The sequence below is a fragment of the Paraburkholderia sp. BR14374 genome, from assembly GCF_040948685.1.
Classification (GTDB): domain Bacteria; phylum Pseudomonadota; class Gammaproteobacteria; order Burkholderiales; family Burkholderiaceae; genus Paraburkholderia; species Paraburkholderia youngii.
Genome location: NZ_JBFPKF010000005.1, coordinates 399,928 through 424,877, shown reverse-complemented (window position 1 = coordinate 424,877; position 24,950 = coordinate 399,928). Strand labels below are relative to the sequence as shown.

General features: G+C 64.9%; 27 protein-coding genes and 1 tRNA gene. 13 read left to right on the top strand and 15 right to left on the bottom strand.

Going from position 1 to position 24,950, the window contains the following annotated elements; translation table 11 throughout:
* Positions 1 to 73: 73 nt before the first annotated feature.
* Genes rpoZ through AB3X86_RS15130 form a run of 3 tightly spaced genes read right to left on the bottom strand, consistent with a single transcriptional unit; the run spans position 74 to position 1,964 of the window.
* On the bottom strand, positions 74 to 277 hold the full coding sequence (rpoZ, locus tag AB3X86_RS15140; RefSeq protein WP_008921215.1) for a DNA-directed RNA polymerase subunit omega: 204 nt from the start codon (positions 275 to 277) through the stop codon (positions 74 to 76).
* Between the two features lie 60 nt (positions 278 to 337).
* A complete protein-coding gene (gene gmk / locus AB3X86_RS15135; RefSeq protein ID WP_368596563.1) occupies positions 338 to 1,021 on the bottom strand; it encodes a guanylate kinase in 684 nt (227 codons plus the stop codon).
* Positions 1,022 to 1,040: 19 nt separating this feature from the next.
* Positions 1,041 to 1,964, bottom strand: coding sequence for a YicC/YloC family endoribonuclease (locus AB3X86_RS15130; protein WP_368596562.1), 924 nt, complete (start codon positions 1,962 to 1,964; stop codon positions 1,041 to 1,043).
* Positions 1,965 to 2,299: 335 nt separating this feature from the next.
* On the opposite strand from AB3X86_RS15130, the gene rph reads away from it, so the two are divergent.
* From rph to AB3X86_RS15100, 6 genes are all read left to right on the top strand, one after another.
* The gene (rph, locus tag AB3X86_RS15125) at positions 2,300 to 3,037 is read left to right on the top strand and encodes a ribonuclease PH (RefSeq protein ID WP_368596561.1); all 738 of its coding nucleotides are present in this window, start codon (positions 2,300 to 2,302) and stop codon (positions 3,035 to 3,037) included.
* A gap of 53 nt (positions 3,038 to 3,090) precedes the next feature.
* Complete coding sequence (gene rdgB, locus AB3X86_RS15120) at positions 3,091 to 3,696, top strand: RdgB/HAM1 family non-canonical purine NTP pyrophosphatase (RefSeq protein WP_368596677.1); 606 nt, start codon at positions 3,091 to 3,093, stop codon at positions 3,694 to 3,696.
* A complete protein-coding gene (hemW, locus tag AB3X86_RS15115) occupies positions 3,693 to 4,922 on the top strand; it encodes a radical SAM family heme chaperone HemW (protein ID WP_368596560.1) in 1,230 nt (409 codons plus the stop codon). Before rdgB ends, hemW begins: the two co-directional genes overlap by 4 nt.
* A gap of 55 nt (positions 4,923 to 4,977) precedes the next feature.
* Positions 4,978 to 5,067 (top strand) — tRNA-Ser (locus tag AB3X86_RS15110).
* A 258-nt stretch (positions 5,068 to 5,325) separates the two neighbouring features.
* Complete coding sequence (locus AB3X86_RS15105) at positions 5,326 to 6,102, top strand: hypothetical protein (protein ID WP_368596559.1); 777 nt, start codon at positions 5,326 to 5,328, stop codon at positions 6,100 to 6,102.
* Positions 6,103 to 6,111: 9 nt separating this feature from the next.
* Positions 6,112 to 6,531 carry a DUF4279 domain-containing protein gene (locus tag AB3X86_RS15100; RefSeq protein ID WP_368596558.1) on the top strand — a complete coding sequence of 140 codons (420 nt, stop codon included), beginning with the start codon at positions 6,112 to 6,114 and terminating at the stop codon, positions 6,529 to 6,531.
* A 184-nt stretch (positions 6,532 to 6,715) separates the two neighbouring features.
* Here AB3X86_RS15100 and AB3X86_RS15095 read toward each other — a convergent pair whose 3' ends face one another.
* The 3 genes from AB3X86_RS15095 to AB3X86_RS15085 all read right to left on the bottom strand — a co-directional run bounded on the left by AB3X86_RS15095 (position 6,716) and on the right by AB3X86_RS15085 (position 8,862).
* Positions 6,716 to 7,120 carry a RidA family protein gene (locus tag AB3X86_RS15095; protein WP_368596557.1) on the bottom strand — a complete coding sequence of 135 codons (405 nt, stop codon included), beginning with the start codon at positions 7,118 to 7,120 and terminating at the stop codon, positions 6,716 to 6,718.
* A gap of 75 nt (positions 7,121 to 7,195) precedes the next feature.
* Entirely contained in the window at positions 7,196 to 7,426 is a 231-nt protein-coding gene (locus AB3X86_RS15090; RefSeq protein WP_176105316.1) for a hypothetical protein, read from the bottom strand.
* A 215-nt stretch (positions 7,427 to 7,641) separates the two neighbouring features.
* A complete protein-coding gene (locus AB3X86_RS15085) occupies positions 7,642 to 8,862 on the bottom strand; it encodes a Bcr/CflA family multidrug efflux MFS transporter (RefSeq protein WP_368596556.1) in 1,221 nt (406 codons plus the stop codon).
* A gap of 204 nt (positions 8,863 to 9,066) precedes the next feature.
* Here AB3X86_RS15085 and AB3X86_RS15080 point away from each other — a divergent pair, with 204 nt between their 5' ends.
* The 4 genes from AB3X86_RS15080 (at position 9,067) to AB3X86_RS15065 (ending at position 12,849) form a co-directional block, all read left to right on the top strand.
* Positions 9,067 to 9,543: a hypothetical protein gene (locus tag AB3X86_RS15080; RefSeq protein ID WP_176381219.1), complete on the top strand. Its 477-nt coding sequence runs from the start codon at positions 9,067 to 9,069 to the stop codon at positions 9,541 to 9,543.
* Positions 9,544 to 9,699: 156 nt separating this feature from the next.
* Entirely contained in the window at positions 9,700 to 10,983 is a 1,284-nt protein-coding gene (hemL, locus tag AB3X86_RS15075) for a glutamate-1-semialdehyde 2,1-aminomutase (RefSeq protein WP_368596555.1), read from the top strand.
* Positions 10,984 to 11,046: 63 nt separating this feature from the next.
* Positions 11,047 to 12,198 (top strand): bifunctional diaminohydroxyphosphoribosylaminopyrimidine deaminase/5-amino-6-(5-phosphoribosylamino)uracil reductase RibD, encoded by a 1,152-nt coding sequence (gene ribD / locus AB3X86_RS15070; RefSeq protein ID WP_176124409.1) that lies wholly within the window; start codon positions 11,047 to 11,049, stop codon positions 12,196 to 12,198.
* A gap of 15 nt (positions 12,199 to 12,213) precedes the next feature.
* The gene (locus tag AB3X86_RS15065) at positions 12,214 to 12,849 is read left to right on the top strand and encodes a riboflavin synthase (RefSeq protein WP_368596554.1); all 636 of its coding nucleotides are present in this window, start codon (positions 12,214 to 12,216) and stop codon (positions 12,847 to 12,849) included.
* Between the two features lie 110 nt (positions 12,850 to 12,959).
* Here AB3X86_RS15065 and AB3X86_RS15060 read toward each other — a convergent pair whose 3' ends face one another.
* From AB3X86_RS15060 to AB3X86_RS15020, 9 genes are all read right to left on the bottom strand, one after another.
* On the bottom strand, positions 12,960 to 14,750 hold the full coding sequence (locus AB3X86_RS15060) for a GTPase (protein WP_368596553.1): 1,791 nt from the start codon (positions 14,748 to 14,750) through the stop codon (positions 12,960 to 12,962).
* 103 nt (positions 14,751 to 14,853) lie between these two features.
* Positions 14,854 to 15,789, bottom strand: a complete 936-nt coding sequence (gene catA, locus AB3X86_RS15055) for a catechol 1,2-dioxygenase (RefSeq protein WP_176105309.1) — start codon at positions 15,787 to 15,789, stop codon at positions 14,854 to 14,856.
* Positions 15,790 to 15,867: 78 nt separating this feature from the next.
* Positions 15,868 to 16,158, bottom strand: coding sequence for a muconolactone Delta-isomerase (catC, locus tag AB3X86_RS15050; protein ID WP_013090220.1), 291 nt, complete (start codon positions 16,156 to 16,158; stop codon positions 15,868 to 15,870).
* A 27-nt stretch (positions 16,159 to 16,185) separates the two neighbouring features.
* Positions 16,186 to 17,322, bottom strand: coding sequence for a muconate/chloromuconate family cycloisomerase (locus AB3X86_RS15045; RefSeq protein WP_368596552.1), 1,137 nt, complete (start codon positions 17,320 to 17,322; stop codon positions 16,186 to 16,188).
* A gap of 261 nt (positions 17,323 to 17,583) precedes the next feature.
* Positions 17,584 to 17,973, bottom strand: a complete 390-nt coding sequence (locus AB3X86_RS15040) for a VOC family protein (RefSeq protein WP_368596551.1) — start codon at positions 17,971 to 17,973, stop codon at positions 17,584 to 17,586.
* A gap of 31 nt (positions 17,974 to 18,004) precedes the next feature.
* Entirely contained in the window at positions 18,005 to 19,648 is a 1,644-nt protein-coding gene (locus AB3X86_RS15035) for a GMC family oxidoreductase (RefSeq protein WP_368596550.1), read from the bottom strand.
* Positions 19,638 to 20,303 carry a gluconate 2-dehydrogenase subunit 3 family protein gene (locus AB3X86_RS15030; RefSeq protein WP_176381210.1) on the bottom strand — a complete coding sequence of 222 codons (666 nt, stop codon included), beginning with the start codon at positions 20,301 to 20,303 and terminating at the stop codon, positions 19,638 to 19,640. The genes AB3X86_RS15035 and AB3X86_RS15030 overlap by 11 nt, the downstream gene beginning before the upstream one ends.
* Entirely contained in the window at positions 20,300 to 21,304 is a 1,005-nt protein-coding gene (locus AB3X86_RS15025) for a hypothetical protein (protein WP_368596549.1), read from the bottom strand. Before AB3X86_RS15025 ends, AB3X86_RS15030 begins: the two co-directional genes overlap by 4 nt.
* Positions 21,305 to 21,332: 28 nt before the next feature.
* Positions 21,333 to 22,454: an enolase C-terminal domain-like protein gene (locus AB3X86_RS15020; RefSeq protein ID WP_368596548.1), complete on the bottom strand. Its 1,122-nt coding sequence runs from the start codon at positions 22,452 to 22,454 to the stop codon at positions 21,333 to 21,335.
* Between the two features lie 268 nt (positions 22,455 to 22,722).
* Here AB3X86_RS15020 and ribBA point away from each other — a divergent pair, with 268 nt between their 5' ends.
* The 3 genes from ribBA to nusB are packed head-to-tail and all read left to right on the top strand — an operon-like array spanning position 22,723 to position 24,848.
* Entirely contained in the window at positions 22,723 to 23,856 is a 1,134-nt protein-coding gene (gene ribBA / locus AB3X86_RS15015) for a bifunctional 3,4-dihydroxy-2-butanone-4-phosphate synthase/GTP cyclohydrolase II (protein ID WP_184226357.1), read from the top strand.
* Positions 23,857 to 23,904: 48 nt separating this feature from the next.
* Complete coding sequence (gene ribH / locus AB3X86_RS15010) at positions 23,905 to 24,417, top strand: 6,7-dimethyl-8-ribityllumazine synthase (protein ID WP_013090228.1); 513 nt, start codon at positions 23,905 to 23,907, stop codon at positions 24,415 to 24,417.
* The gene (gene nusB / locus AB3X86_RS15005) at positions 24,414 to 24,848 is read left to right on the top strand and encodes a transcription antitermination factor NusB (protein WP_176124419.1); all 435 of its coding nucleotides are present in this window, start codon (positions 24,414 to 24,416) and stop codon (positions 24,846 to 24,848) included. The genes ribH and nusB overlap by 4 nt, the downstream gene beginning before the upstream one ends.
* The last annotated feature ends 102 nt before the right edge of the window (positions 24,849 to 24,950 follow it).

Here is a 24,950-nt window from a genome sequence, read left to right as displayed (position 1 = left end):
GGACACAGTTCTGCACGTTGAGCAATCCGGTGTGGCGAATACCGGACAAGTCGAAAACGAAAATCCGTGCGCCTTAGACCGGCACCTTCTTCAGCATTTCGACGCCGACCTGACCCGATGCGATTTCACGCAGCGCGAGGACGGTGGGCTTGTCGCGGCTTTCGATCTTCGGCGTGTGGCCTTGAGCGAGCTGACGCGCGCGATAGGTCGCGGCAAGCGCGAGTTCGAAACGGTTCGGGATCTGTTTGAGGCAGTCTTCGACGGTAATGCGGGCCATGTTGGGTTCCTTCTCAGTATGTTGCTTATTCTACCTTATGTGCCTGACGGCACGCCGCGCTCACGCGTGCGGCAGGTGGATGCCGAGCTGCATGAAAAGCTGCTTGTGACGCGCGTACTGCGACGCGAAGCGCGAGCGCGTCGCGCCGACGAGGCACTGCAACTCAGCCAGCGCACGATCGAAGTTTTCGTTGATCACCACGTACTCCGCTTCGGCCGCGTGCGCGATCTCGCCGCCCGCCGCGAGCAGGCGTCGCGTGATCACGTTCGGTTCGTCCTGGCCGCGCTTTTTCAGGCGCTCTTCGAGCGCTTCGAGCGACGGCGGCAGAATGAAAATCTCCACCGCGTTGTGGAATTGCTTCTTCACCTGCTGCGCGCCTTGCCAGTCGATTTCGAGCAGCACGTCATGGCCGTTTTTCATCTGCTCCTCGATCCACACGCGCGACGTGCCGTAGTAGTTGCCGTGCACTTCCGCGCTTTCGAGGAACTCGCCCGCATCGTGACGCCGCATGAAGTCTTCGACGGTCGTGAAGTGATAGTGCTCGCCGTCCTGCTCCTTCGGACGCGGCGGGCGCGTCGTGTACGAGATCGACAGACGGATCGCGTCGTCGCCCGCGAGCAGCGCGTTCACGAGCGTCGACTTGCCCGCGCCCGACGGCGCGACGACCATGAACAGATTGCCGGGATAGGCGCCGGCGTACGGATGGCGCGGCCCGCCGGCTTCGCGTGGATGATGGTCGGTCATGATGTGTAGTGCTCCAGCCTTATTCGAGATTCTGTACCTGCTCGCGCATCTGTTCGATCAGTAGTTTCAGCGTCATCGACGAATCCGCGAGTTCCTTCGCCGCCGCCTTCGAACCGAGCGTGTTCGCTTCGCGGTTCAGCTCCTGCATCATGAAGTCGAGCCGCTTGCCGACCTTGCCGCCCTTCTCGATCACGTGACGCGTTTCGTTCAGGTGCGCGGCGAGGCGCGACAGCTCTTCGGCGATGTCGATGCGAATCCCGTACATCGTCACTTCCTGGCGAATCCGCTCGTTGATCTCTTCTCGCGACACGATCGTCACGGCCGCATCCGGCGCGGCGATGCCGAGCGCTTCCTGCAGACGCTCGACGATCTTCTGCTGATGCCGCGCGATCAGCTCGGGCACGAGCGGCGTGATCTTCGTGACGATCGTTTCCATTTCGGTGACGTTGCCGAGCAGCATCGTCGCCAGTTGCGCGCCTTCGCGCGCACGCACGTCGATCAGGTCCGCAATGGCCTGCTTGCCGCACGCGAGCACCGTATCGCGCAACGTCTCGGGCGCGATGCCGCTTTCGGCGAGCACGCCCGGCCAGCGCAGAATTTCGCCGGTACGCAGACGGCCGGCTTCCGGAAACGTGTCGAGCACCGTGCGTTCCAGCTGCGCGAGTTCCGCGAGCGCGTCGCGGTTGATCGCGCCCGCGTTCGCCGACTGCTCGCTGCGCTGCAGATTCACGCGAATGTCGACCTTGCCGCGCGACAGCTTGTTCATCAGCATTTCGCGCAGCGTCGGTTCGACGACGCGCACGTCTTCCGGCATGCGGAAGTTCAGGTCGAGAAAGCGCGAGTTCACCGTGCGCAATTCGACCGACACGCTGACGCCGCCAGTGCCCGAAGCCGCCACGAGTTCGCGCGTGGCGCTCGCATAGCCAGTCATGCTGTAGATCATCGTATATCTCGCGATTGCGGCCATGCGTTCGACGATGGCCTGAGAAGCGGTTCGCCCGGCGTGTACGAGACGCGGGACGGGGAACCGGCATTATCCCATTTTTGGCGGCGCCATCCGCTCGTGAGCGAGCACGGACGCGGCTCGGCACGCGGCTGCTTTCATGGTACGGATTGCCGCTCGTCGTTACGATGACTCTCGCGTGCTCAAGCGGCACTCGTCACCCGCAACCTTGTGTGCCATGCGTATGGGCAACCGCCCTATACGATCGGCGGTAAAATTATGGTTTTTCCTCCGCCCCTCTTCCGGCCTTTCGGCACTCAACGCGACACTCCGACATGAGCAACGACACCCCACGCCCCAGCTGCCGCCAGCCCAACCAGTTGCGCGACGTGCGCATCACGCGTCACTACACGAAGCATGCGGAGGGCTCGGTGCTGGTCGAGTTCGGCGACACCAAGGTGATCTGCACCGCGAGCGTCAGCGAGAGCGTGCCGCCGTTCCTGCGCGATCGCGGCCAGGGCTGGCTCACCGCGGAATACGGCATGCTGCCGCGCGCCACGCATACGCGCAGCGACCGCGAAGCCGCGCGCGGCAAACAGACCGGCCGCACGCAGGAAATTCAGCGGCTGATCGGCCGTGCGCTGCGCTCGGTGTTCGATCTCGAGAAGCTCGGCGCGCGCACGATCAATCTCGACTGCGACGTGATCCAGGCCGACGGCGGCACGCGCACCGCGAGCATCACCGGCGCGTTCGTCGCCGCGCATGATGCGGTCGCCAGATTACTCGCCACGGGCCGCATCGAAAGCTCGCCGATCACGGATTACGTCGCCGCGATTTCGGTCGGCGTGTACGACGGCGTGCCGGTGCTCGACCTCGACTACGACGAAGACTCGCAGTGCGACACCGACATGAACGTCGTGATGACGGGCGCGGGCGGCTTCGTCGAAATTCAGGGCACCGCGGAAGGCGTGGCGTTCTCGCGCGAAGAAATGAATGCGCTGCTCGATCTCGCGAGCGACGGCATCAGCACGCTGATCGCGAAGCAGAAAGAAGCGCTGGGAGTGCAGCAGTGAATGAGGTTCGTCAGGACGGCGGCGGGAACGATGCTCTCGGCATAACGTCGGGCATGCCGTTGAAAAAAGTCGTGCTCGCGTCGAACAACCCGGGCAAGCTGCGCGAATTCGCGGCGCTGCTCGGCGCGGCCGGCATCGAGTTGATCCCGCAAGGCGCGCTCAATGTACCGGAAGCGGAAGAGCCGCACCCCACCTTCGTCGAAAACGCGCTCGCCAAGGCGCGTCACGCGGCGAAGCTGACCGGCCTGCCCGCGCTCGCCGACGACTCGGGCCTTTGCGTGCGTGCACTGCGCGGCGCGCCGGGCGTCTACTCGGCCCGCTTCGCGCAACTCGCCGGCGGCGAGAAAAGCGACGCGGCGAACAACGCGCGACTCGTCGAAGAACTGCGGAGCGCGAGCGATCGGCGCGGCTATTACTACTGCGTGCTCGCCCTCGTGCGTCACGCGGACGATCCCGAACCGCTGATCGCCGAAGGCCGCTGGCATGGCGAAATCCTCGACGCGCCGCGCGGCGAACATGGCTTCGGTTACGACCCGTACTTCTATCTGCCCTCGCTTAACGCGAGCGCCGCCGAGCTCGAGCCGGCGGTCAAGAACGCCAGCAGTCATCGCGCGATCGCGCTGCGGCAACTGCTCGCTCGCCTGTCGGAGGAAGCGTGATTCCGATCCGATCGACACCGGCGGACATCGGCAACGGTGTCGTCAAGGCATTCACGTCCCCGGGGGGCATCCGTTTGACGTCGCTGCCGCCGCTTGCGCTGTACGTGCATTTTCCGTGGTGCGTGCGCAAGTGCCCATATTGCGATTTCAATTCGCACGAGTGGAAGGGCGAGACGTTCCCGGAGAACGACTACCTCGACGCGCTGCGCGCCGATCTGGAAATGGCCTTGCCACTGATCTGGGGCCGCCAGGTGCACACGGTGTTCGTCGGCGGGGGCACGCCGAGTTTGCTGTCGGCGGCGGGGCTCGATCGCATGCTGTCGGATATTCGCGCTTTGCTGCCCCTCGACGCCGACGCGGAAATCACGCTCGAAGCGAACCCCGGCACGTTCGAAGCCGACAAGTTCGCGCAGTTTCGCGCGAGCGGCGTGAACCGGCTGTCGGTGGGCATCCAGAGTTTCAACGAAACGCATCTGAAGGCGCTCGGCCGCATTCACGACGCGGCGCAAGCGCGCCACGCGGTCGAAGTCGCCGCGACCACGTTCGACAACTTCAACCTCGACCTGATGTTCGCGCTGCCCAGGCAAACGCTCGCCGAATGCCAGGCCGACGTGGAAACGGCGTTGTCGTTTGCACCGCCGCATCTGTCGCTGTATCACCTGACGCTCGAACCGAACACGCTGTTCGCCAAGTTCCCGCCCGCGCTGCCCGACGACGACGCGTCCGCGGACATGCAGGACTGGATTCATCAACGCACCGCCGAGGCCGGCTACGAGCGCTACGAGGTGTCCGCGTATGCGCGGCCGCATCGGCAGAGCAAACACAATCTGAACTACTGGCGTTTCGGCGACTATCTCGGCATCGGCGCGGGCGCGCATACGAAGCTGTCGTTTCCGAATCGCATCGTGCGTCAGGCGCGCTACAAACATCCGACCACGTTCATCGAGCAGGCCAAGGCCGGGGCAAGCGTGCAGGAAGAGCACGAGGTCGGGCCGCGCGATCTGCCGTTCGAGTTCATGCTGAACGCGCTGCGCCTGGTGGAAGGGTTTCCGGTGCATCGGTTCATCGAGCGCACGGGTCTGTCGATCACGACCATCGAACCCGCGTTGCAGGAAGCGGAACGGCGCAAGCTGATTACGCGCGACCACGAACGGATTGCGCCGACGCCGCTTGGGCAGGCGTTCCTGAATGACCTGCAGGCGCTATTCCTGAAAGACCCGCAGTGATGCCGGGTCGCCTGGGCTCGGCAGCGAAGTCTTTTCAGGTTACAATTCGCGGCTTGGAGGTGTGGCCGAGTGGTTTAAGGCACCGGTCTTGAAAACCGGCGAAGGAGCAATCCTTCCGTGAGTTCGAATCTCACCGCCTCCGCCAGTCTTTCAAGAAAAACCCCGTAAGTTCAGCGACTTACGGGGTTTTTGTTTTTCGTATCCCGATGATCCGCTGCGCGAGTGCAGTCAGCGACCACACTACGGGCGCGAAACATCGCAATGTTCCTGCGGAGGCTTTTCTCTTTCATCGAAAGCCAAGGAGATTTTGGGCGGTCGCCCATGTACGGACTGCCTGTCGCACGGTAATTATCTGACTGCTGTCAACTCCGGCAGCGACTTCAGATAGACCAACGACACACCTATGTCCCTGTCCGTATTTGAGATGCGCTCCGTGGAGCTGTTCTGCCAGCAGCCATCGGGGGCCTGCTATGTCATCTGTGACGAGTGGCACTATAAAGCGTGCCTTGGCAAGGCCGCAGACCGTCAGAAGGCCAGGGCGGAGACCCGGGAATTTCTTGAGATTGCCGAACTGAATCACAGGAAGTGGGAGGAGGACCGGGAACTGGTCAGGCGTATCCAGAAGAGTGGCTGGCTGTTTTTCCATAGCGCGCGGCACCGCAACCCTGACACCGATGGCTGGTGGGTCATCGTTGCTCTTCTCGGAGAGGTTCGCCGGGGCAAACTGCTTGCCATTAGAGGTCCGCGTAATGGCCTGTTTCCGTCACCCTACAGCAGCACGCCGTTAAGAAATCCCGTAGCGAGGACCGGCAGTCACCCGGATGGCGAAGCCATTCTGTCCGTCCAGTATGATCCGGCCACCTGGCAAGCCCAGTTAGCCGCTGCGCGCGCAGCCAGGGCTGCGGATAGAGGCGCATCAACGCTGCTCGGCGACCCGCAGCCGTTTGAGTATATGCCTGATGCGTTGAGCGGCGATGTCGTTGAACTCGCCGCGAGCACCAATAACCCACGCTATGCCGCGAAGATGCTTGGATACAAGCAAAACACGTTCAGCGGCATGCTTCACGCTATGAAGCAGTACAACAAATTGCGCGGCGACAACAACGTAATCTGGCATGACGATGGAGACGTGGAATTCAACGGCGTGGTTATCGACAACATGCAAAGTTGGGCACCCTAAAGGAACGTTATGGTAACGACCCATCAACTTGCACATGCTTCTTTCACTATCTATCAGGACGTGGAGCGGCCCGAATTCTGGACAAACTATTTTGGCGTTGAACCGGACATGCAGAGCGTTCGGGGGCAATTCCGCACTACACCATCTGGGCGCACTAGCAAGTACCCCGCTCGAATCGGCGTATGGAGTGTGGATAGCAAGGGGCATGTTCAGAGTAATCTTCTTGCGCCTCACCTTCGCTATCTTGTGGAACGCTTGGCATTGCCCCGTTCAGACCTGCCCGAATTGCTCATGCGCACTGGCGCACAGATGCGTTTCTTCTGTTATTGGGACAACGAGAGCGGCGACCGCGTGCCGGATGTGCCCGACGAAATTCGCACCATGATGGAAGCCATGGGCGGCACGGTTGAGATTGACGAATATCGATAGAGCCTCGCTCGAATGCACAAGCCGATCCCTTGCCCGACACAGTATGCGCAAGCGCCCGTTCGGCAAGGTCGCGCCAAGGCATCGCCGGTTGATGCTCGACCTTTGCCGCGTGCTTCGGCAGGATCTGATCGTGAAAACGAGAAAAGCCTGCGAAGCTTCAGGTACTCGCTTGCACCACCCCGAACTAAACCACCCCCACCGCCTCAACCTCGATCTTGAACCCATAGTGCAACTGCGGCACCGGCACGACCGCACGCGCCGGTTTCGCCTCACCGGCCCAGCGCGCGTAGATCTGATTGAAGCTCGCCCAATGTTCGACATCGACGACATACACGCGCACCTGCACCAGTTGCGCGACGCTGCTGCCGACGCTTTCGAGCGCCGCCTTCACATTGGCCAGAACCTGTTCGGCTTGCGCGTCGAATGGCGCATCGGCGAGCTTGTCGCCTTGCGCATTGATCGGCAATTGCCCGGACACGAAGACGAAGCCATTCGCGACCACCACATGACTGTAGTGACCGCCGGGTCTCGCCAGCGCGGCGGGATTGTCGGTGTGAGGCAAACGTGGGGCGTGCGTGCTATCGGTCATCAACCACTCCAGAAGTGAAATTCCCGGAGCGGTTCATCGCCGTGCTCGATTCAGCGCAAACCCGCACACCGAGCATCACGCATCCGCGATCTCGAGCTTCTCGCGCGCATCGGCACAACGGCGATTCAGATCGCGATGCATCAGCTGGCTATCGAGCAGAGCCGATACATCAGTCAACCCGTGATCAAAGCGCAACACATATTCGATGTCGGTGTAATCGTAGTAAGCGCCGCTGTCGGCCAGCCGTTGCGCTTCGGCGAATGCGGCAAATTGCCGTTCGCCGTTTATCAGGTCTTTGATCGCCATGATTGCCGCTCCGAGGAACAGTGACTTCATCATAGCAATGCAAACCGCGACGCACGGTGGTGCGCGCGCAACACCAGGTGTTTTCCGGAGACGCGCCCGGTGAACTCACGCGTCGGTCGATACCGACAGCCCGTGTAGCTCGAGCGTCATATGGCTTTCACGCCGTTTTCACAGGGCCCGCGCAGTGCTCGACCTCAATACCCAAACAGCACACGCTACACAGCCGCAACCGGCGACTTCCTCCCGTTCCAGCGCATCACGAGCCTGCGTCCGACAAAGCACAGGCAGCCCGCCACGCCGACCACGATGCCCATGCCCTTCGGCGTGCCGTCCTGCCACAGTCCGACCGCGAGGCTCGACAACGCGCCCAGCGCGAGCTGCACCGCGCCGAACACGGCCGCCGCGGCACCTGCGTTGACCGGATAGCGATGCATCAGATCGGTCGTGCAGTTGGCGGACAACACGCCCACCACGCTGACGACGAAGAAGAGGCCAAACACGATCGACCACAAGCCGCCCCACCCCGTCAGCGACACGACGGACACGAACAGCGACGCGACGAAGCTCACGGTCGCCGCGAACGAGATGATCGGCACCGGCCCGAGCCGGCCGACGAACCGCGTATTCAGGTAATTGCCGAACATGATGCCGACGATATTCAGCGCGAACAGGAAGCCATAGTGCTGTGCGGCCACGTGGAAATACTCGATGTAGACGAACGGCGTCGCCGTGATGTACGCGAACATCGACGCGAAAGCCATGCCGCCACACAACATATGTCCCCACGCGACCGGATCGCGCAGCAGCGTGCCATACGCGCCGAACGACTTCAGCAGCGCCGACTGCGCGCGCATCTCGCGCGGCCACGTCTCCGGCACCTTCAGGAATGCGGTCACCGCGCACACGGCCCCGAACAGCGTCAGCGCGACGAACACGGCACGCCAGCCGCCCAGCAGCAGCAACTGTCCACCGATCAGCGGCGCGAGCAGCGGACCGATCGCCGTGACGATCGCGATCATCGACAGCACGCGCGCCGCATCGCCCGGCTCGTGCGCGTCCCGCGCGATCGCGCGAGCCAGCACCGACGCCGCCCCCGCGCCCAACGCCTGCACGAAGCGAAAGCCGACCAGCGAGCCGATCGAGATCGATAGCGCGCAGGCGATGCTCGCGAGCGCATACATGATGATGCCGCCGAGCAGGATCGGCCGACGGCCATACGTATCGGACAGCGGACCGTACAGCAGCATGCCGATCGAAAAGCCGAACATGAAGCTCGTCAGCGTCGATTGCGCGGCGCCCGTGCCGACCGCGAAGGCCTGCGCGATGCTCGGCAGGCTCGGCAGATACATGTCGATGGAAATCGGCCCGCACGCGGCCAGCGCGCCGAGCACCAAAATCAGCCGGCCATCGGGCCGGCGTTTGACGACGTGAGACATGGGAAATCCGGATGGAACGCCGCGCCGTCATCGGCAGCGGAACGGGTGAAGCGGGAACGGCCATCAGCCGACCGGCTCGATTGTACGCGACGGTTAACCCGCTGACTGTACGCGAGGCAGCGCCGCGCGGCGCAAAGAGCGTCGATCGGTTAAGCTGCCGCCTGCATGCCCATCCCCTTCCCCCGATCCCGTTCGAACCCCGCGATGACCGCCTTTTTGCTGATCTGGAGCCCCAAAAAATGGCCGTGGCCCGAGTTGCCCGACATCGCCAAACGCGTGGCCGCCGGCGAAGCGGTGACCGACGCATGGGGCTGCGGCTTCGCGCGCGGCATCTTGCCAGGCGACCGCGTGTTCCTGCATCGCGTCGCGCAGGAGCCGAAGGGCATCTTCGGTTCGGGCTACGTGACGCGCGCGCCGTACGAAGTCCCCGACGCGTCGACCAAACGCGGCTATCGGCTGTGCATCGACTTCGTCTACGACTGGCTCGTCGATGCGCATCGCGCGCCGGTCATCCCGCGCGATCAGCTGCGTGTGCATCCGTTTTCGGTGCAGACGTGGGATGCGCAAAGCTCGGGCACGATCATCAAGCCGATCGCCGAAGGCGCGCTGGAGAAGCGCTGGGCCGAATTGACCGGCAAGCGCAAGCCGCCGGCGCTGCCCGCTCCGGGCAGCCAGGCCTGAAATTCCCGCCGCCGCGGCCGCCCGCGCGCACAGCCCGCCGGCCCCGAGTCCGGTACAATTTCTCGATCCATCCCAGCATCGCGCGAAGTGTCCGCGGGAATCGTCCGAGGCCCTTTGCGCCGCTGCGCAACCCTGCTCCCTATTCCAGCCATCGCCATGTCCAGAAACGAAACCCTCTTCGAACGCGCGCAACGCACGATCCCCGGCGGCGTGAATTCGCCGGTGCGCGCTTTCCGTTCCGTCGGCGGCACGCCACGCTTCATCGAGCGCGCGAAAGGCCCGTACTTCTGGGACGCGGACGGCCAGCGCTATACCGACTACATCGGCTCGTGGGGTCCCATGATCCTCGGCCACGTTCATCCCGAAGTGCTCGAAGCCGTGCAGCGCGCGCTCGTGAATGGCTTCTCGTTCGGCGCACCGACCGAGTCGGAAGTCCAGATCGCCGAGGAAATCTGCAAGCTGGTGCCGTCGATCGAACAGGTGCGCATGGTGTCGAGCGGCACCGAGGCGACGATGAGCGCGCTGCGGCTCGCGCGCGGCTTCACGAACCGCAGCCGCATCGTCAAGTTCGAAGGCTGCTATCACGGCCATGCGGACAGCCTGCTCGTCAAGGCTGGCTCGGGCCTCCTGACCTTCGGCAATCCGACCTCGGCGGGCGTGCCGGTCGATATCGCGAAGCACACCACCGTGCTCGAATACAACAACGTCGCCGAGCTCGAAGAAGCGTTCGAGGCGTTCGGCAACGAGATCGCCTCGGTGATCGTCGAGCCGGTTGCGGGCAATATGAACCTCGTGCGTGCGACCCCCGAATTCCTGCAGGCGCTGCGGCGCCTGTGCACCGAGTACGGTTCGGTGCTGATCTTCGACGAAGTGATGTGCGGCTTCCGCGTTGCGCTCGGCGGCGCGCAGCAGCTCTACGGCATCACGCCGGACCTTACGTGCCTCGGCAAGGTGATCGGCGGCGGCATGCCGGCGGCGGCGTTCGGCGGACGGCGCGACATCATGGCTCACCTCGCGCCGCTCGGCGGCGTCTATCAGGCGGGCACGCTGTCGGGCAATCCGATCGCGGTCGCGGCCGGCCTGAAGACGCTGCAGCTGATCCAGGCGCCCGGCTTCTACGACACGCTCGCCGCACGCACCACGCGTCTCGCGCAAGGGCTCGCGCAGGTCGCCCGCGAAGCAAACGTGCCGTTCGCCGCGGATGCGCTCGGCGGCATGTTCGGCATCTACTTCCGCGAATCGATCCCGACGAGCTTCGCCGACGTCACGAAGAGCGACGTGCCGCGCTTCAACGCGTTCTTCCACAAGATGCTCGACGCGGGCGTGTACTTCGCGCCGTCCGCGTATGAGGCGGGCTTCGTGTCGAGCGCGCACGACGACGCAGTGATCGACGCGACGATCGACGCCGCGCGCGGCGCGTTCGTAGCGTTGAAGGGCTGAACCCGGACTTCAAGCAAAAGCCGCAACCCGCACGACCCAGACACCGCACCACAACGGACACCGATGTTCTCGCAAACCGATTTCGTCCATATGGAACGCGCGCTCGCGCTCGCGAAGCGCGGCATGTACACGACCGACCCGAATCCGCGCGTCGGTTGCGTGCTCGTCAGAAACGGCGAGGTGATCGGCGAAGGCTACACGCAGCCGGCCGGCCAGGATCACGCCGAGATTCGCGCGCTGAAGGACGCGCGCTCGCGCGGCCACGACCTGCGCGGCGCGACCGCCTACGTGACGCTCGAACCGTGCAGCCATTTCGGCCGCACGCCGCCGTGCGCCAGCGCGCTGATCGAAGCACAGATCGGCCGCGTGATCGCGGCGATGGAAGATCCCAATCCCCAGGTGTCCGGCCGCGGTCTCGCGATGCTGCGCGAAGCCGGTATCGAAGTGCGCTGCGGGCTGCTCGCAAACGAAGCGCGCGAGCTGAACATCGGCTTCGTGTCGCGCATGACGCGCGGCCGTCCGTGGGTGCGCATGAAGGTGGCGGCATCGCTCGATGGCCGCACCGGCTTGCCTTCGGGTGAGAGCCAGTGGATCACGAGCGCGGCCGCGCGCGCCGACGGTCATGCGTGGCGTGCGCGCGCGTCGGCGATCCTGACGGGCATCGGCACCGTGCGCGAAGACAATCCGCGCATGACCGTGCGGGCGGTCGATACGCCACGCCAGCCGCACCGCGTGCTGATCGACAGCCAGCTCGACGTGCCGCTCGACGCGCAGATCCTGGCCGGCGCGCCGACGCTGATCTTCTGCGGCGAGCTCGATGCGCGTCTCGAAGAACGCGCGGTTGCGCTGCGCGAGCGCGGCGCCGAGATCGTGCCGCTGCCGAACGCGTTCGGCAAAGTGGATCTGCCGCGCATGCTGAGTGTGCTCGGCGAGCGCAACGTGAACGAATTGCACGTCGAAGCCGGCTACAAGCTGAACGGCTCGCTGCTGCGCGAAGGCTGCGTCGATGAACTGCTCGTCTATCTGGCGCCGAGCCTGCTCGGCGTGGACTCGATGAGCATGTTCAATCTGGACGCGCCCGACCTGCTCGAAGACCGTGTGAAGCTCAATTTCCACACGGTCGAGCGGATCGGCGACGATCTGCGGATTCTCGCGCGCTTCGCGCAGGCGGCCGTACCCGGGACCGATGCCGTGTCCCCCACCGTTTCGAAATGACCAAGGATTAGCACGATGTTTACAGGAATCGTCGCGGCAGTGGGCCGCATCGAATCAGTCAAGCCGCTTGGCGCGGGCGGCGACGCGGGCGTACGCCTGAACGTCGAAGCCGGCGGCCTCGACCTCGCCGACGTGCAGCTCGGCGACAGCATCACGATCCAGGGCGCCTGCATGACGGTGGTCGCGAAGACCGCTCATTCGTTCGAAGTCGACGTATCGCGCGAAAGCCTGAACCGCACGGCCAGTCTCGGCGAAACGGGCGAGGTCAATCTCGAGAAAGCGCTGCGCGCGCATGACCGGCTCGGCGGACATATCGTGTCCGGACACGTCGACGGGCTCGGTACCGTCACGCGTTTCGCGCCGGTCGGCGAATCGCACGAACTGCGCATTCTCGCGCCGCGCGACATCGGCCGCTATCTCGCGTACAAGGGTTCGATTACGGTCAACGGCGTGAGCCTGACCGTGAACTCCGTCGCTGATCGCGACGACGGCTGCGAGTTTTCGATCAATCTGATTCCGCATACCGTGCAGGTGACGGCGCTCAAGCATCTGCGCGATGGCGTGAAAGTGAATCTGGAAATCGATCTGATTGCGCGCTATGTCGAGCGAATGCTCAATGCGCCGCGCGACGGCGATCAATCGTTGAAGTAGTCACGCGCCGTCGAGGCGGTCAAGCGCCCCGATCCGATGCCGCGCGATGAGAACGGTGAGACACCGCGGTCGTTCACGATCACGCCGACGCCGGGCATCTGCACGGCGCGTCAGACTGATTTCAATCGCACCCGCGACTTCAGATCGAGCAAGCCTTCCTCATGCGTCGCTAACGACGCTTCAAGACGCCGCGCGAGCTTCATCAACTGAGCGATCGACGCGCGGCACCGTTGCGCGGCATGGTTGGACAGATTCAGCACGCACTCGCGAATCGCGCGGCTGAGCGCCGCGTGAAGGCGGCCATAGTCGACGCCCGCGACCTCGGTCATCGGTCCATTTCCGACCAAACGCTCGACGACGATATCGTCGAAACCGGCATCGTCAGCAAGTTCGATCCGTGCGAGCGAAGCGTCGGGCTCGATCAGATAGTCGCCCAGCAGCCTGTCTGCCTCGCGCCGGTACAGCTCGAATATCGATTGCGACAGCGCATTGCACAGCCCGATCACGTCACGCGTCGCCGCATGCGCATCGAGCAACGCGGGCAGCGTCGGCACGATGCCGCGCCACACCGCATTGGCAAGCCGCTCCTGCTGTTGCTCGAGCTGCTCGAGCGCCGCCTGCGACGACTCGCCAAGTTCGGCAAGCAACGGCAGCACATCGCTTCGCAGGTTGCCGAGCACATTCTCTTCCAGATGATGCAGCAGCACCTCGGCCCGCTTGCGCCGTTTATCCGCGAGCGCCGGTCCGGCGATGTCGAGCAACGCGGCATAGAGCCGCTCGAAGCCCGCGTCACTCATGGCCGCCGCGGTCTGCCCCGCCTCGCGCGCCACATACGCTGACACCGACACCGGCGGTTTCAGCAGCGCCTTGTCGACGCCCATCGAGACGAGCTTGTGTTCCGCGCGCACGCTGACGTCGTGCTCCTGTAGCGCGCGACGCGACACGCTCTTGTTGCGCAGACACTTGACGAGTTCGCCGTCGACTTCGTCTTCCTCGTACTCGTCGCTGCGAGTCACGACCGGCAGCAGCGGCTTGTTTCGATGCAATTCGCGGCCGAGCTCGTCGAGCTCCTGCACCTGGCCGGGCGAGGTGGAGCCGGTCAGCCACAACACACCGTCGGCGCTATCGGTGAGGCGCTGCGTTAGCGCAGCGTTTTCCGGCGTCACCGGATGCAATCCCGGCGTGTCGAGCAGCACCAGCTTTGCGCCGAGACGCACGCCCTGCAGCCGCGAAGTCGTTTCGGTCGCGCCTTCGGTAAAGGGCTCCGATGTCTCGACGACGCGGCCCGCATCCACATGGAAATACTGCACGCTGCGCTCGTGCGCGGCGAAGCGCTCGGCGAGGAAATTGCAGAACGAGCTCTTGCCCGCGTTGAACTTGCCGAACACGAGAAGCAGCGCCTGATCGTCGAAACGATCGGCGAGGTTTCGGACTGCTTCGAGGCTCGACCACTGTTGCATCGCGAACAGCGTCTGCCGCCCGGTCCTGACGCGATCGGCGTCGAGCTCGGTCAGCAGCGTCAGTTCCTTCGCATCGAGCTCGCCCTCTTTCGCGGCGTGCACGAACAGGCGAATGTCGGACTTCAGCCACGCGGCGCGCAACGCTTCGCGGTCGTCTTCGCTGCCGACGTCGGCGTCGAGTCCCGGCGCGTCGAGCCAGCGCACGCCCTGATGCACGCTGTCGGACAGGCGCACCGTTTCGCGCCGGTCGGACACCGCGAACGCATCGCGGCCCAACAGCTCGTTGAGCAGGCTGCTCTTGCCGTGGTTGTATTTGCCGACGACGGTGACGACCGGTTCACTGTCGTCGACCAGAATCAGCAGGCGCGCCAGATCGTGGGCCCGCTCGGGCAGCACGGACGCGACATCGTGCGCTGCCTGCTCACGAAGTTTGCTCGACACCGTCGACTCCTCGACGCTTCAGGGGATTGGTCCGGCCGACAGGACTGCCGGCCGTTGGCAACGAAAGGCGGCGGCCGTGTCGCCACGGCGCCGCCTCGTGCGATCACGCTTCGGCCGAAGCGCGCAGACGATAGACGAGCTGGTTGTCCTTACCTTGAACCAGCGGCGTGATCGTGAAGTTGAACTCGATGTCCTTGTACGCATCGGCCTTCAGGCCCAGCGCCGCGCCACCGGTTTTCTCGACGACCGGCGGAATCAGCTCTTCGCGCGTTGCATACGCGAAGTCGTCCCAAATCAGCGGATCGCCTTCGATGTTGAACTGCGTGGTCAGCTTGCGATGACCGTCGCTGCTGACGAAGAAGTGCACGTGCGCCGGACGGTTGCCGTGACGGCCCAGCACGTTCAGCAGTTGCTGCGTTGCGCCGTGCGGCGGGCAGCCATAGCCCACCGGCATCAGCGTGCGGAACTCGTACTTGCCGTCGGCACCGGTCTTCACCGCCCCGCGCAGGTTGAACTCGGTCTGTGCGCCGGTCGGATCGAAGTGCGAATAGAAGCCCTTCGAGTTCGCGTGCCAGCACTCGACGAGCGCGCCGGCGACCGGCTTGCCGTCCAGATCCTTGACCGTGCCGCGGATCACGAGCGGGCCCGCGTCTTCGTCGGCGTTGATGTCGATCTTCGACACGCCGTCGCGCACCGGCGCGCCGGCCACATACAGCGGGCCTTCGATCGTGCGCGGCGTGCCGCCTTCGAGACCGATCTTCTTGTCCTCGGCGTCCATGCGGATGTCGAGGTACTTCTCGAGACCGAGGCCGGCTGCGAGCAGCGCTGCTTCGCCGTCCTGGCCGAGCTTGTTCAGATAGTTGACGCCGGCCCAGACTTCGTCGGGCGTGATGTCGAGGTCATCGATTGCCTTGAACAGGTCACCCAGCAGACGGAAAACGATCTGCTGGAAACGTGCATTGCCGTTACCGGCATCGACGTTGGAAGCGGCCTTCAGCAGATCCTGCACTTCTTTGGTTTCAAATACTTTGACGCTCACGATGACTGTCTCCAGTTGGTATAGGGGGAAAAGATGGCTTTGGATGCGCTCGCCTTGAAATGCGCCTGGCCCCTGGGCTCAGATGTCGTCGTCCCGAATCGACGACGGGTGACGACACAGAGGCGTCACCGAAATCTTCATGTACGGGAACAGAGGCAAACCGGACAGAATGTCGTGAAGTTCGGCATTGCTCTCTACATCGAAGATGCTGTAATTCGCGTACTCGCCAACGAGGCGCCAGATATGACGCCACTTGCCGCTACGCTGGAGTTCCTGCGAGTAAGCCTTCTCGCGGGTCTTGATTTCGTTCGCCACTTCGGCCGGCATGTCAACCGGCAGGTTCACGTCCATTCGCACGTGGAAAAGCATCGTTGACTCCTCTTGATCTGAATCGGTTTAGCGGGTGACCTTCATCAGCCCGTCTCGAGTGAATCGCTTGACCTTCGCCTCGTCGAGTTCGATGCCGAGACCAGGGCCATTCGGCACGGTCAGTTCGAAGTCGCTGTAATCAAGCGGCGTGGTTAGAATTTCTTCGGTGATCAGCAACGGCCCGAACAGTTCGGTGCCCCATTGCAGGTTCGCGAAGCTCGCAAACAGATGCGCCGACGCGACCGTGCTGAACGCGCCTTCGAGCATCGTGCCGCCATACAGCTCGATGCCGGCGGCATCGGCGATCGTGGCCACGCGCTGCGCGGCGAACAGGCCGCCGCTCTGTTCGATCTTGATCGCGAACACATCGGCGCCGCCGTTCTTCGCGATCTCGAACGCGCTGTCCGGTCCTTGCAGGACTTCATCGGCCATCAGCGCGACCGGGAAGCGCCGCATCAGGCGCGCGAGCGCCGCGGCGGATGCAACCGGCTGCTCGACCAGCTCGCAGCCCGCGTCGGCCAGCGCCGGAATCGCCCAGGCGGCCTGGGTCTCGCTCCACGCCATGTTCACGTCGACACGCACCGCGGCGCGCTCGCCGACCGCTTTCTTGATGTCGGCGACGTGTTTGATGTCGGTCTTCAGTTCCTTCGCGCCGATCTTCAGCTTGAAGACCTTGTGGCGGCGCACGTCGAGCATGTGCTCGGCTTCGGCGATGTCCTTCGCGGTATCGCCCGACGCGAGCGTCCACGCAACCGGCAGGCGCTCACGGCGACGTCCGCCGAGCAGCTCGCTCACTGGCACGCCGAGGCGCTTGCCTTGCGCGTCGAGCAGCGCGGTTTCGAGCGCGCTCTTCGAGAAATGATTGACCTTGACCAGCTTGCCGAGGTGCGCCATCAGCGCCTGGATCTGCGTCGCGTCCTTGCCGATCATCGCCGGGGCGAAGTAGGCGTCGATCGCGAGCTTCATCGCCTCGGGGCTTTCCGGGCCATAGGCCATGCCGGCGATCGTGGTGCCTTCGCCGATCCCGACGATGCCGTCGCTGCAGTACACCTTGACCAGCATCAGCGTCTGCCCGTACATCGTGGCGACCGACAGCTTGTGAGGGCGGATCGTCGGCAGATCGACGAGGCGGGTTTCGATACGTTCGATGGTCGCTTGGGGCATGGCGGCTGCGGCGAGAAGTGAGTTCATTGGATGTTTTTATACCCCTCGCCCATTTGGCCCGTCCAATACTTTTCCCGTCCTCTTTCATACTCTCAAGGTATGGTGAGGCCAACAGCCCCGGCCATTCTATGGATTTTGCATCGCACCATGCATGGTGCGCATTGAAAAAGAGGCCGTTTTCTCGCCGCGAACATGATCTGCGCCAAGCTTCGATGCTCGCAGAGCATGTTGTGCCCGGCAGGTGTGACTGGCGACAAAGCCTCACGTCTCGGACAGCGCGCTGACCATCACGTAGTACCCGTCCGGATCGCGCAGCGCGAATTCCAGCGTGCCCGTGTGCGAATTGATGCGCGGCTCTTGTTCGAAACGATCGGCGAGCGCCCGGGCCCGCGCGACGCACGAATCGAAATCATCGACCCGGAAAAACAGCAGCAGGCCGTTGCCGGGCAGACCATTGTCGCGGCTCGTCAACGTAGGGTGTTCATGCGCGCCCCACTGATGCAGACACAGCAACACGGTGCCGTCCGTGTCGCGGATCTGTCCGAAGTCGTCGTGAGCGGGCGACGTCGGCGGCTGACCGAACAGTTGCTGATACCAGCCGAAGCTGCGAGCCACGTCATCGACCCCGATGATCGTCCAGGTGCGCTTCATACACGCCTCCATCCGGCGAACGATGCGAAACCTATAGCTCACCGCGCGCGGCCAGCGCGGCGATGCGGTCGGCCGTGCGGCACGCGATCGCCTGGATCGTCAACGACGGATTCACGCCGCCGACGGTCGGAAACACCGAGCCGTCGCACACCCACAGGTTGCGGATGTCCCAGCTGCGGCAGTCCGCATCGACGACGCTCGTCGCCGGATCGTCGCCCATGGGGGCGGTGCCGTTCAGGTGGCAGGTGTCGTCGGTCTCGCGCCAGATCTCGTTGCCCCCCGCGGCCGCGAGCGCCTGCTCCATGAAGTCTAGCGAATGCGCGATGAGCCGCTTGTCGTTGTCGCACCACGAATAGGTGACGCGCGCGATCGGCAGCCCGTACTGGTCCTTTTCGTCTGCAAGCGTCACGCGGTTGCGCTGCTGCGGCAGCATCTCGCCGACGATCTTCAGCCCCGCCTGGTGGTTGTACTTGAGCATCTCCGCGCCGAGCGCATCACCCCACAAGCCACGGCCGTTCTGCACCGCGACCCAGCCGTTCGGCAGCGGCCCCTGGCTCATGTAGCAGTAGCCGCCGAAAAAGTCCTTGCCCTTGTCTTCGTAGTTCCAGTGCTCGGTGAGCGCGAGCGACGGCGGGCCCTTGTACCAGCGGATGTCTTCGTCGAAGGTGCCGTAGACGGCCTGATTCGACTGCGCCATCAGGTTTTTGCCGACGAGTCCCGAGCTGTTCGCGAGTCCATCCGGAAAGCGGCTGTTGGCCGACATCAGCAACAGGCGCGGCGTTTCGATCGCGTAGCCGGCCACCACTACGTGCTTCGCGCGCTGGAATCGCCAATGCCCTTCGCGCAGATATTCGACGCCGGTGGCGAGCCCCGCGTCGTTGGTGACGACGCGACCGACCATCGCGAGGTCGCGCACTTCGGCGCCGGCACGCAGCGCACGCGGAATCCACGTGACGAGCGCGCTTTGCTTCGCGTTGGTCGCGCAGCCGGACACGCAAAAGCCGCGGTACACGCACGGATGCGCGCGGCCGCGCGGCGCGGAGATGGTTGCGAGCGGCGTCGGGCACCAGCCGATGCCGAGCGCCTCGGCGCCGCGCGCGAGCACCAGTGCCGCCGCGTTCAGCTCATGCGCGCGATATGGATAGCGCGGCCGCTTCGGACCCCACGGATAGTTGACCGGTCCGGAGATTTTCAGCGCGTCCTCGACCTCGCCGTAGTAGCGCCACATCTCGCGCCAGTCGAGCGGCCAGTCGGCGCCATAGCCGAGCACGCTGCGCGCCTTGAACCACTCGGGCCGAAAACGCAGCGACACCATCGCGAAATGGACCGTGCTGCCGCCGACCGCCTTGCCGCTGTTGTTGTGGCCGAGCTTCAGCGGATTGTCGCCGTCGCAGATGCGCTCGTCGGTCCAGAACAGCTTTTCCTGATGCGCCTCGTCCGAAGCGAACTCTTCGAGCGGACGCCACCACGCGCCGGCATCGAACGCGACGACCTTGAAACCTTTCTCCGCGAGCCGGCACGCGAGCGTGCCACCGCCGGCGCCGGTGCCGACGATCGCGAAATCGACCTCTTCGCCGTCGGAGTACGTGCGCATCGGCACCCAGCCGCCGCGCTGGAACACGTCGGGGGCGCGGCCGTCCTTGCCGCGCGGCCGTTGCTGCGCGTCATCGGACACGGCGGTTCTCCCTCGTGGCCTGCTCGTGCGTGTCGGGCGTCGCTTCGACCGCCTCCCACGGATCGCGCCGGTTTAGGTACATGCGCACGTAGCCGCGCGGATTCGCCGGGCCGCCGAAACCGATCTCGCTCCACGCATGCGGGTGCGAGTAGTAGAGCCCGCAAATGTCGTGCAGCACCCGCTCGCTGAAAAACAGCTTCGACGGCATGCCGCGCCACGCGGGGTTCGTCAGTTCGCCGCGCTGCATGTCGCCGAGCAGCGCGATCTGCGCGTCCTGCGCGAGACTTGCGAACGGCAGGCCGCCGCGCTCGCGGGATTCGGCATCGAGCGCGGCAAGGCCGATGCGCCAGGCGTCGCGCATGGGCGGCAAACGGGCGTCGCGGTAGCCGTCGTTGCTGTTGCCGGCGAGGCGCGCGTCGAGCAGCGCGGCGAGCGGCACCACCGGTTGCGCGTTCGCTTGCGGCACGATACGCGCGCACAGCGAGGTGACCGCGAGCCATTCGACGGCGCTGAAAAAACGCGGCTCGAGCGGTGTCGCGAGGCGTTCGGCGATCACCGCGCGGGTGTGAGCGTCCCACGACGGCGTCGCGCGTTTGTCGAGCACGTCGTAACCGGGATAGCGGGTGGCTCGGGTCGAGCGTGGTTGGTGGGTCATTTTTCAGTCTCCCGCAAACGCAGCGCGGCGAGCCCGGCGAGCGCCAGCGCGGAAAAGCTCGGCGGCGCGGGCAGTGGCGGCCCGTCGAACAGGTTCTGGCTCCAGTTGCGCCAGCCGCCCTGGCGACGCGCGATCCCGCGTGCGTGAAATCCCGCGCCGATAAAGCCCAGCGCGGCCGTGATGCGCAACCACAGCCGCGTGTACCAGCGCTCGCGCGGAGCGGCCAGCGCGGCATGCGCGAGCAGCGCCGCGGTGACGGGCGGAATGCTGACCGGCGCGTACATCGCCCGATGCTGGAACGCGCCGCGAAAATGCAGCAGAGCGGCCTCGCCCACGGTGCCGACGAGACCGGCCGCGACCAGCAGACCGAGCGCCTGGCCGGCCGGCATGCCGAGCAGTCGCGGGTCGGCGGCGGGCTGGTCGCGCAGCCGTTCGGCGACGGCACCGAACGCGCCCGAAAGCAGCATCGCAATCGGCGCGCCGAGCGGCGCCGCGTGAAACAGGTTGTTCCAGCTCCAGCCGCCCGGGCGCTTCATCACGTTGTAGACATGGAACCCCGTGCCGGCGATGCCGGTCGCCGCCGCGCTCAGATAAATCGCATGGCGTGCACGATGCGTTTGGCCGCGACGATCCGCGCCGCCATGCAGACCCGCGGCGAGCGACAGACTCGCACTGACGAGCGGCGCGAACATCGCGGGGTTGTCGAACGAGCCGCGGTAGTGCTCCATCGCGCTGTCGGCGAGCACCGACAGCGCGAGCAGCGCGGAGCTATGGTTGAAGGTGCGGGCCGCTTCGACGTGTGCCTGGACCTCGTCAGTGGGTTTTCTCGCGTGCACACGGGCAGGGAACGTCACGGAGGCTCGACGCTCGCGGTGTCGCAGGCCGCTCCCGCGTGGTTCGGGATGCGGCTCGGGTCCTCGCGCGCCGCGCGCGGCCAACGTCGCGACGGCAGCAATCGCCGCCGCCGTGTACAGCAATCCGGGTACGCCTGAAGAGCTCATCGATATCGCTTCCTTGTTCTGGCCTGCTTTATTTGATGAGGTAGCGCGCGGCGTCGCCATGCTTGAACTCGAGCCCGCAACCGGGCCGCGACAGGTCCGGCTCCATCTGGCCATCGCGCAAACGCGGTGCGCCGTCGAACAGCATCGCTTCGATCCGGGCGTGGTCGTGGAACCACTCCTGATGTCGCATGCGCGGCGCCGCGCACGCGACGTGCAGATGCAGCGCCGGCGCGCAGTGGGCGGACAGCGGCACGTGATACGCATCGCACAGCGCGGCGGCCTGCAGAAAGCCGGTGATGCCGCCGCAACGGCTCGCGTCGGCCTGCAGCACGTCGACGGCACCGGTCGCGAGCAGGTGGCGGAAATCGTCGAGCGTGTAGCCGTATTCGCCGGCGGCGATCTCCATGCCGGCCGGCACGTGCTCGCGCACGGTGCGCAGGCCCGCTTCGTCGTCCGAAGACACGGGCTCCTCGAACCAGCTCACCTGGTGCTCGGCGAAGCGTTGCGCGTAGTACAGCGCCCGCTGCGGCGTGAACGCGCCGTTGGCGTCGACGAACAGGCCCGCGCCGCCGATCGCCTCGCGCGCCGCCGCGACGCGCTCCGGGTCCTTGTCGGGCTCGCTGCCGATTTTCATCTTGACCCACCGGCAGCCGTCCTGCGCGACCCAGCCAGCGAACTGCTGCTGCAAGCGCTGGTTCGTGTACGTAGTGAAGCCGCCGCTGCCGTAGACCGGCACGGTCGGGCGCAGCGCGCCGAGCACGCAGACGAGCGGCGCGCCTAGCAGCTTCGCCTTCAGGTCCCACAGCGCGCAGTCGATCGCGGAAATGGCGGTGGCGGCCAGTCCCGCGCGGCCGAGGTTGCGCACCTGGCGTTGTAGCCGTTGCCAATGCGCGCCGACGTCCAGGCCGTCGTGATTCAGCACGCAAGCGGCGAGCGCGCCCTGGATCAGCGCGACGATGCAGGCGTCGCTGTACGTGTAGCCGATGCCGGTGTCGCCGCCCGCGTCGACCTCGACGACGACCAGCGTGGTCGCGTCCCACGCGAACGTGCCGTCGGCTTCCGGCGCGTCGGTCGGAATCCGGTACGCGCTCGCGCGCAGCGCGGTGACGGGCGCCTGCGACGAGCCCCCGCTCGTGACGCCGCGCCTCATGGCCGCGCTCCTTGGACGTGCGCGTGACGCCTTGCAGTGATGCAATAGCCGACGGTCCTCGACATTGCAGTCTCCGGATGGGTAGTGAGACGAAGCTGCCTGCTGCGCCGCAAGTGCCGTTCCGCAGTATTGCAATCCGTAAAGCGGGCCGCGATGGCAACCACGCCCCGCTCTTCGTCAATCGGCCAAACCGCCTATGTCTTCTGGCGGAGGCGACTTGGGCCCGCGCGTGGCGTAAAATACGCGCTTTCCCGAAAAACTCGCCAACATGACGCTCGCCTCCACCCAAGAGATCATCGCCGAACTGAAAGCCGGTCGGATGGTGATCCTCGTCGACGAAGAAGACCGCGAAAACGAGGGCGACCTCGTGATCGCAGCCGAGTTTGTCACTCCGGAAGCGATCAATTTCATGGCTCGCTACGGCCGCGGCCTGATCTGCCTGACGCTGACCCAGGACCGCTGCAAACAGCTGAACTTGCCGCTGATGACCTACCGCAACGGCACGCAGTACGGCACCGCATTCACGGTCAGCATCGAAGCGGCAGAAGGCGTGACGACCGGCATCTCGGCAGCCGACCGGGCCCGCACGATCGCAGCCGCGGTCGCGCCGGACGCAAAGGCCGAACACATCGTGCAGCCGGGTCATATCTTCCCGATCATGGCCCAGCCGGGCGGCGTGCTGGTGCGCGCCGGCCATACCGAGGCCGGCTGCGACTTCACGCGGCTCGCGGGCCTCACGCCCGCCGCGGTGATCTGCGAAGTGATCAAGGACGACGGCACGATGGCGCGTCTGCCTGACCTGCTCCAGTTCGGCAAGGAGCACGGCCTGAAGATCGGCACGATCGCCGATCTGATCCACTATCGCAGCCGCACGGAATCGATCGTCGAGCGTATTTGCGAACGCACGATGCAAACGGCGCACGGCGCGTTTCGCGCGGTCATGTATCTCGACCAGCCGAGCGGCCAGCCGCATATCGCGCTGGTGCGCGGCACGCCGTCGCCCGATTGCGACACGCCGGTGCGCGTGCACGAACCGCTGTCGGTGCTGGATCTGCTCGAAGTCGGCGAATCCACGCACTCCTGGACGCTGGATGCGGCGATGAAAGAAATCGCGGAACGCGATCTCGGCGTGGTCGTGCTGCTGAACTGCGGCGACTCGAAAGACCATCTGATCGACGTCTTCAAGGCGTTCGACTCGAAGGAAAAAGCGGACGCGCTGAAGCGCCGGCCGGTCGACTTCAAGACCTACGGCGTCGGCGCACAGATTCTGCGCGAACTCGGCGTCGGCAAGATGCAGGTGCTGTCGAACCCTCGTAAGCTCGGCAGCATGTCGGGTTATGGTCTCGAAGTCACGGGCTTCATTCCGATGCCCGGTAGCAAAACGCAAGCCCCGCAAGTCTGATCCGGCCACTCACGCGCCTCGCGCCCACTCAAACACTACGGAATTCACATGGAAATCGGACAATATCAACCGAATCTCGACGGCGACGGACTGCGCATCGGCATCGTCCAGGCGCGCTTTAACGAACCCGTCTGCAACGGCCTCGCCGACTCCTGCATCGAAGAACTCGAACGCCTCGGCGTGACCGGCGAAGACGTGCTGCTCGTCACGGTGCCGGGCGCGCTGGAAATCCCGCTTGCGTTGCAAAAGCTCGCTGAAAGCGCGCAATTCGACGCGCTGATCGCGCTCGGCGCGGTGATCCGCGGTGAGACGTACCACTTCGAACTCGTGTCGAACGAAAGCGGCGCGGGCATCACGCGCATCGGCCTCGACTTCGGCATTCCGGTCGCGAACGCGGTGCTGACCACCGAGAACGACGAGCAGGCCGTCGCGCGCATGACCGAGAAGGGTCGCGACGCCGCGCGCGTGGCTGTCGAGATGGCGAACCTCGCGGTTGCGCTCGAACAGCTCGGCGGCGATGACGACGAAGATGAAGACGAAGACGATGAGGAAGAGGCATGAAGAGCGCACGCCGACGCTCCCGCGAACTGGCCACGCAGGGGCTTTACCAGTGGCTGCTGTCGGGCTCGCCCGGCGGTGAGATCGACGCGCAACTGCGCGGCGCGCAAGGTTACGACAAGGCCGACCACGAGCATCTGGACGCAATCCTGCATGGCGTGATGCGCGATTCGGAGGAATTGTCCGCCGCGATCGCGCCATGCCTCGATCGTCCGATCGAACAGCTGTCGCCGGTCGAACGCGCGGTGTTGCTGGTCGCCGCGTTCGAACTGAAGAATCACGTCGACATTCCGTATCGCGTGGTCATCAACGAAGCGGTCGAGCTGACCAAGACGTTCGGCGGCTCGGATGGCTACAAGTACGTGAACGGCGTGCTCGACAAGCTCTCGGCGCAACTGCGCGCCGCCGAAACGCAGGCAGCTCGTAAGAGCTGAACGCTGCGCGGGCGGGACCATGCGGTGCATCGGCTCCCGCCACGCCGCATTGCACAGGGCGAAGCGCCTCGAGCGCCCGCAAGGAGGCCGCCGTGCGCATCG

What these genes read in the sequence shown, in the direction of transcription:
- AB3X86_RS15090 (WP_176105316.1), bottom strand. Translation starts at nt 7,426, where the DNA reads ATGGCGATCAAAGACCTGATAAACGGCGAACGGCAATTTGCCGCATTC.
- AB3X86_RS15030 (WP_176381210.1), bottom strand. Translation starts at nt 20,303, where the DNA reads ATGACCCACCAACCACGCTCGACCCGAGCCACCCGCTATCCCGGTTAC.
- ribBA (WP_184226357.1), top strand. Translation starts at nt 22,723, where the DNA reads ATGACGCTCGCCTCCACCCAAGAGATCATCGCCGAACTGAAAGCCGGT.
- catC (WP_013090220.1), bottom strand. Translation starts at nt 16,158, where the DNA reads ATGCTTTTCCACGTGCGAATGGACGTGAACCTGCCGGTTGACATGCCG.
- AB3X86_RS15130 (WP_368596562.1), bottom strand. Translation starts at nt 1,964, where the DNA reads ATGATCTACAGCATGACTGGCTATGCGAGCGCCACGCGCGAACTCGTG.
- hemL (WP_368596555.1), top strand. Translation starts at nt 9,700, where the DNA reads ATGTCCAGAAACGAAACCCTCTTCGAACGCGCGCAACGCACGATCCCC.
- AB3X86_RS15040 (WP_368596551.1), bottom strand. Translation starts at nt 17,973, where the DNA reads ATGAAGCGCACCTGGACGATCATCGGGGTCGATGACGTGGCTCGCAGC.
- AB3X86_RS15045 (WP_368596552.1), bottom strand. Translation starts at nt 17,322, where the DNA reads ATGCCCCAAGCGACCATCGAACGTATCGAAACCCGCCTCGTCGATCTG.
- rph (WP_368596561.1), top strand. Translation starts at nt 2,300, where the DNA reads ATGAGCAACGACACCCCACGCCCCAGCTGCCGCCAGCCCAACCAGTTG.
- AB3X86_RS15080 (WP_176381219.1), top strand. Translation starts at nt 9,067, where the DNA reads ATGACCGCCTTTTTGCTGATCTGGAGCCCCAAAAAATGGCCGTGGCCC.
- rdgB (WP_368596677.1), top strand. Translation starts at nt 3,091, where the DNA reads ATGCCGTTGAAAAAAGTCGTGCTCGCGTCGAACAACCCGGGCAAGCTG.
- AB3X86_RS15100 (WP_368596558.1), top strand. Translation starts at nt 6,112, where the DNA reads ATGGTAACGACCCATCAACTTGCACATGCTTCTTTCACTATCTATCAG.
- AB3X86_RS15065 (WP_368596554.1), top strand. Translation starts at nt 12,214, where the DNA reads ATGTTTACAGGAATCGTCGCGGCAGTGGGCCGCATCGAATCAGTCAAG.
- AB3X86_RS15085 (WP_368596556.1), bottom strand. Translation starts at nt 8,862, where the DNA reads ATGTCTCACGTCGTCAAACGCCGGCCCGATGGCCGGCTGATTTTGGTG.
- rpoZ (WP_008921215.1), bottom strand. Translation starts at nt 277, where the DNA reads ATGGCCCGCATTACCGTCGAAGACTGCCTCAAACAGATCCCGAACCGT.
- AB3X86_RS15025 (WP_368596549.1), bottom strand. Translation starts at nt 21,304, where the DNA reads ATGAGCTCTTCAGGCGTACCCGGATTGCTGTACACGGCGGCGGCGATT.
- nusB (WP_176124419.1), top strand. Translation starts at nt 24,414, where the DNA reads ATGAAGAGCGCACGCCGACGCTCCCGCGAACTGGCCACGCAGGGGCTT.
- ribD (WP_176124409.1), top strand. Translation starts at nt 11,047, where the DNA reads ATGTTCTCGCAAACCGATTTCGTCCATATGGAACGCGCGCTCGCGCTC.
- ribH (WP_013090228.1), top strand. Translation starts at nt 23,905, where the DNA reads ATGGAAATCGGACAATATCAACCGAATCTCGACGGCGACGGACTGCGC.
- AB3X86_RS15095 (WP_368596557.1), bottom strand. Translation starts at nt 7,120, where the DNA reads ATGACCGATAGCACGCACGCCCCACGTTTGCCTCACACCGACAATCCC.
- gmk (WP_368596563.1), bottom strand. Translation starts at nt 1,021, where the DNA reads ATGACCGACCATCATCCACGCGAAGCCGGCGGGCCGCGCCATCCGTAC.
- AB3X86_RS15105 (WP_368596559.1), top strand. Translation starts at nt 5,326, where the DNA reads ATGTCCCTGTCCGTATTTGAGATGCGCTCCGTGGAGCTGTTCTGCCAG.
- AB3X86_RS15020 (WP_368596548.1), bottom strand. Translation starts at nt 22,454, where the DNA reads ATGAGGCGCGGCGTCACGAGCGGGGGCTCGTCGCAGGCGCCCGTCACC.